Genomic DNA, 4,755 nt, shown 5'->3' with positions numbered 1-4,755 from the left:
TGCCCCCGCGGCCGGGCCCCGCTAGCGCAAGGGCGAAGGCGCCCGGCCCGGCAGCCGGCGGCCGATCCCGGCCAGCCGGCTGCGCAGCGGCCGGATCCCGATCAGGAGCAGCACCCCGAGGGCCGCCCCCTTAAGCGGCATCGGCACCAGCTCCGCGGCGGCGGCCGCCTCGCCGAGTGCCGGCGCGCCGCCGGCCAGGGCGTCGGTGATCAGCCCCGCCACGAGGGCGCAGGCGACGATCGCCGCCAGGTAGATGGCCGTCGCCGCGCTCCCGAGCTCGCGGCGGAGCACCGCCAGGGTCGCCGCGCTGGTGATCGGCCCGGCGATGAGCAGCACCAGCACCGTCCCCGGCGAGACCCCGGCGGCCAGCAGGCCGGCGGCCACGGGGGTCACGGCGGTGGCGCACAGGTAGAGGGGGACGCCGACGAAGGCGACGGCGAGCATGGCGAGCGGCCCGCTCCCCCACTGCGCCAGCGTCCCTACCGGTACCAGCGTCAGCAGGGCGCCGGCGACGAGCAGGCCGAGCAGCAGCCAGAGGCCGATATCGTCGATGAGCTCGGTGACCGCCTGCCACGCGGCAGCCCAGCGCCCCTGGACCGGGCCGGAGCAGGTGCCCCCCTCGCAGGCGTCCCCGCCCTCGGCCGGCTCGGCACCGCTGCAGCCGTCGGTGCAGCCGCAGGAGCCGTCCGCGGCCTCGGGCTCGGCCCAGGGCGGCGCCGGGCTGCCCCACCCCACCGCCAGGCCCGCGGCGACGGCGGTGGCCACCGCCGCGCAGAGCCGCGCCGCGGCCATGAAGGGGCCGAGCAGGGCGTAGGTCAGGGCCACCGAGTCGACCCCGACCCCCGGCGTCCCCACCAGGAAGGCCGTCGACGCCCCGCGGGAGGCGCCGGCGCGGTGCAGGGCCAGGGCGGTGGGGATCGCCCCGCAGGAGCACAGCGGCAGCGGCGCGCCGATCACCGCCCCGCGCACAACCGGGGCGATCCCGTCGCCGCCGAGCCAGCGCTGCAGCCGCTCCTGGGGCACGAGGGCCTGGACCAGGCCGGCCACGGCGAAGCCGAGGAGCAGCCAGGGCGCCGCCGTCAGCGCCAGCTCCAGGGTGTTCATAGCGAGTGCACCGATATCCATGGGTAGATTGTCGCACTAATTCGCTGCCCTGCAGAATAGGTGGCCGAATCGCGACGAGAAGAGGGGGAGACCCATGGCACGCCGGGCGAGAGTGGTCATCATCGGCGCGGGCACCGCGGGGCTCACCGCCCTGGCCGAGGCGCGGCGCTGGACCGAGGACGTGCTGCTCATCCAGCACGGCCCCTACGGCACCACCTGCGCCCGGGTCGGGTGCATGCCGTCCAAGGCGCTGCTCGCCGTCGCCCACGGCCGCCGCGCCCTGCGCCACCTCGAGGCGGCGGGCCTGCGCGGCGTCGAGGGGGCCGAGGTCGACCACGCCGCGCTCATGGGGCACGTCCGCGCCCACCGCGACCGGCTCAGCGCCGGCCCCGCCCGGCAGGCCCAGGGGCTCGGCGAGCGCAGCCTCTACGGCCGGCCGCGCTTCATCGACCCCCACACCCTGGAGCTCGACGGCGAGCGCATCGAGGCCGAGGCCACCATCATCGCCACGGGCACCGAGCCCGTCGTCCCTGAGCCGTGGCGGGCCCTGGGGGACCGCGTGGCCACCTCGGAGACCTTCTTCGAGCGCACCCACCTCGGCCGCCGGGCCGCTGTCGTCGGCCTCGGGCCCATCGGCGTCGAGCTCGGCCAGGGCCTGGCCGAGCTCGGCGTCGAGGTCCACGCCTTCCAGCGCGGTGAGCGCGTCGCCGGGCTCAGCGACCCGGTTGTCAACGACGCCCTCCTCGACGCCCTGCGCGGCGAGATGGCCGTGACCACCGGCGCCACCGTCGAGCTGGAGGACGCCGGCGCGGCCGGGGTCCGGGTGCGCGCCGGCGAGGCGGCCGTCGAGGTCGACTGGGTGCTCGCCGCCCTCGGCCGCCGGCCGAGCCTCGACGGCCTCGGCCTCGACGCCCTGCCCGGCGCCCTCGACGGCAGCGGGGCCCCCGCCCTGGATCCGCAGACCCTGCGCCTCGGCGACCTGCCCATCTTCCTCGCCGGGGACGTCAGCGGGCAGCGGCCGCTGATGCACGAGGCCGCCGACGAGGGGCGCCTCGCCGCCTACCACGCCCTCCACGCCGCCCCCGAGCCCCTGGAGCGGCGCACGCCCCTGGGGATCGTCTTCACCGCGCCGCAGGCCGCCCGGGTCGGGCTCGGCTGGCGGGAGCTACCCGAGGACGGCTGGGTCCAGGGCAGCGCCGACTTCGGCCGCCAGTCCCGGGCGCAGCTCGAGGGGCGCAATGAGGGACGGCTGCACCTCTACGCCGACGCCGGCAGCGGGCGGCTGCTCGGCGCCGAGATGGCCACCCCCGACGGCGAGCACCTCGCCCACCTGCTGGCCTGGTCCATCCAGCGCGGGGCGACCCTCGACGAGCTCCTGGAGATGCCCTACTACCACCCGTGCACCGAGGAGGGGCTGCGCACCGCGGTGCAGTCGGCGCGCAAGCAGCTCGGTCCGCGCCGCCCGCAGCCCGACCTGCCGAGGCGCCCCGGCGGCGCCCCGGGCTAGCGGCGCACCAGCCGCACCGCCTCCTCCCACCGGCCGTGGTGCTGCGGCCAGCGCTTCGGCGCCTCCGGCGGCCACCGCCAGCGCTCCGGGCTGAACAGGGCCTCCATGGCCGGCAGCGAGCAGTGGTAGGGCGGCCCGCCCTCGCGGCCGGTCTGGAGGAACTGCGCCAGCAGCGCCCCGCCGGGGCGCAGCCACTCGTGGAGGCGGCGCTCGTAGGTCGGCCAGTCGGCGGGGTCGAGGGCGCACAGGCAGGTCTGCTCGTAGACGGCGTCGAAGGCCTGGGCCGGCTCCCAGCGGAGCAGGTCCGCCTGCACCACCTCGGCCCCCGCCCCGGACGACGCCAGGAGCCCCCGGAGGCGCTCGCAGGCCGCGGCGGCGATGTCGACGGCGGAGACCTGGAAGCCCGCCCGGGCCAGCGCCACCACCTCGTAGCCGCTGCCCGCCCCGGGCACCAGGATCCACCCGCCGGGCACGGCGCCGGCCTCGAGCCAGTGCTCCAGGGCGGGGCTCACCCCGCCGCGGTCCCAGCCGGTGCGCCCCTCCCGCCAGCGGGCCTCCCAGTCGGCGCGGCGCGCGTGCTCATCCCCGCTCACCGGGCGCGCCTCCGGGGACTACCGTACGGGGCTCCCGTCAGCGGCTGCATACGCCTCCCTCCTCTTCTCATCCCGGCCAGCGTAGCCCACCAGAGGCGCGGCGCGCCGGCAACAGGCGGGGAGGCCCACCGGGTCGGGCGTTGCCGGATCCCGATGACCCGCCTATCATCACCCCCATGCTGCTTACGGTATTGAGCGTCTCCGCCACGCTGCTGTCGCTGCTGCTGCTCCTGCTCGCCGGGCACTACGCCCGCCACGCCGGCGGGCTCAACGCCGCCCTCGCCCGGGACTTCGGCTACTGGCAGCGGGGCGCGGCCGCCTTCTTCGCCATCGGGGCGCTGCCGCAGCTCATCGCCCGCCCGGAGCTGGAGATGGCGGCCGCCATCCACCGCGGCCTCTCGGCCCTGGTCCCGCTGCTGCTCCTGCTCGGGGCGGTGTGCTTCGGCGCCGGCCTCCACAAGCTCATCCCGGCCCTGAAGCGCTACCGCGCCCAGCGCGAGCAGGCGCAGCGCCAGCAGCAGATCGCCCGGCGCGGCGGGCCGTACCCGCAGCTCTCGGCGGAGGTCGTGGAGAGCATCCGCCAGTGCGCGCCGGAGATGACGCTCCAGGCCGACCGCTACGACGCGGCCGGGCGCCACGCCAACCTCGTCATCGACTCCGAGGAGGAGCAGCAGCGCTACGTCGTCTACGCCCTCCCCCGGGAGCACCTGCTGCCCGACGGCGACAACGGCCCGGTCAACCCCAACGCCGTCCAGCAGGCCGTCGAGGTCGCCCAGGGCCTCGAGGGCCGGCCGATCCTCTGGGCGCCGCTCTCCCCCCAAGGCAGCCCCGTGGGCTACTACGCCCCCGGCGAGACGGCCGAGCCGCGCCCCTACATCATCGAGGGCAAGGACGTCCACCTCGCCGAGCTCGCCAAGAAGTTCGACCTGGTCGCCCGCTCCGAGCGCCGCCGCCGGGAGGCGCGCGAGGCCGAGCGCCGCGCCAAGGAGGACGATCCGCGCTCCCACATCCCGATCCGCACGGAGACCCGCGCCGAGGTCGCCAAGCAGCGCCACGACCGCGACAGCTGGGAGCGCTTCAACATCCTCGCCCCCCGCCACCCGCATATCATCGATGTCATCCGCCGGCGCACCGGCGATCTCTGCGACCGCTGCCTGCAGCAGGTGGTGCCGGAGGACAACGGCAAGGTCGTGGTCACGGACCACGACCACATCTGCAAGAACGAGGCCTCGGTGCGGATCGCCCTCGACGGCAGCCAGCAGGGGGCGGCGCAGACCATGCCCGACTGCAGCCAGTGCCACTACGAGACCCCGGAGCTCTACGAGTCGTGCCTGTCGCGGCTGACCTGGGTCCACCGGGGCGAGTGCCCCGACGCCGAGGAGGACGCCGAGCGCGACGCCGAGTTCGACCGCCGCGAGAAGCTCGCCGAGCTCGGCCGCTCACTCCACCAGTAGCCCGGCGACCGTCTCCCGCAGGGCCGCCAGCGCCGCCCGCCGCCCCGCCACGCCGAGCCGCTCGGCCGTCTCCGCCCAGCCCCGATGCTGGAGCGCC

4 protein-coding genes are annotated in these 4,755 nt (G+C 76.6%); 2 read left to right on the top strand and 2 right to left on the bottom strand.

What is annotated here, in order from left to right:
* Positions 1-21: 21 nt before the first annotated feature.
* On the bottom strand, positions 22-1,125 hold the full coding sequence (locus CKO13_RS10645) for an SO_0444 family Cu/Zn efflux transporter (protein ID WP_200260708.1): 1,104 nt from the start codon (positions 1,123-1,125) through the stop codon (positions 22-24).
* A 73-nt stretch (positions 1,126-1,198) separates the two neighbouring features.
* Here CKO13_RS10645 and CKO13_RS10640 point away from each other — a divergent pair, with 73 nt between their 5' ends.
* Positions 1,199-2,611 carry a dihydrolipoyl dehydrogenase gene (locus CKO13_RS10640; protein ID WP_200260705.1) on the top strand — a complete coding sequence of 471 codons (1,413 nt, stop codon included), beginning with the start codon at positions 1,199-1,201 and terminating at the stop codon, positions 2,609-2,611.
* Here CKO13_RS10640 and CKO13_RS10635 read toward each other — a convergent pair.
* A complete protein-coding gene (locus tag CKO13_RS10635) occupies positions 2,608-3,204 on the bottom strand; it encodes a methyltransferase domain-containing protein (protein ID WP_200260702.1) in 597 nt (198 codons plus the stop codon). The two genes, CKO13_RS10640 and CKO13_RS10635, sit on opposite strands and share 4 nt — an antisense overlap.
* Positions 3,205-3,380: 176 nt before the next feature.
* Between CKO13_RS10635 and CKO13_RS12950 the strand changes: the two genes are divergently transcribed.
* Positions 3,381-4,658 (top strand): hypothetical protein, encoded by a 1,278-nt coding sequence (locus CKO13_RS12950; protein ID WP_200260699.1) that lies wholly within the window; start codon positions 3,381-3,383, stop codon positions 4,656-4,658.
* Positions 4,659-4,755: the final 97 nt, after the last annotated feature.

The organism is Halorhodospira neutriphila, from assembly GCF_016584055.1.
Classification (GTDB): domain Bacteria; phylum Pseudomonadota; class Gammaproteobacteria; order Nitrococcales; family Halorhodospiraceae; genus Halorhodospira; species Halorhodospira neutriphila.
The sequence above is the reverse complement of the archived record's forward strand: the minus strand, read 5'-3'. Positions and strand labels throughout refer to the sequence as shown.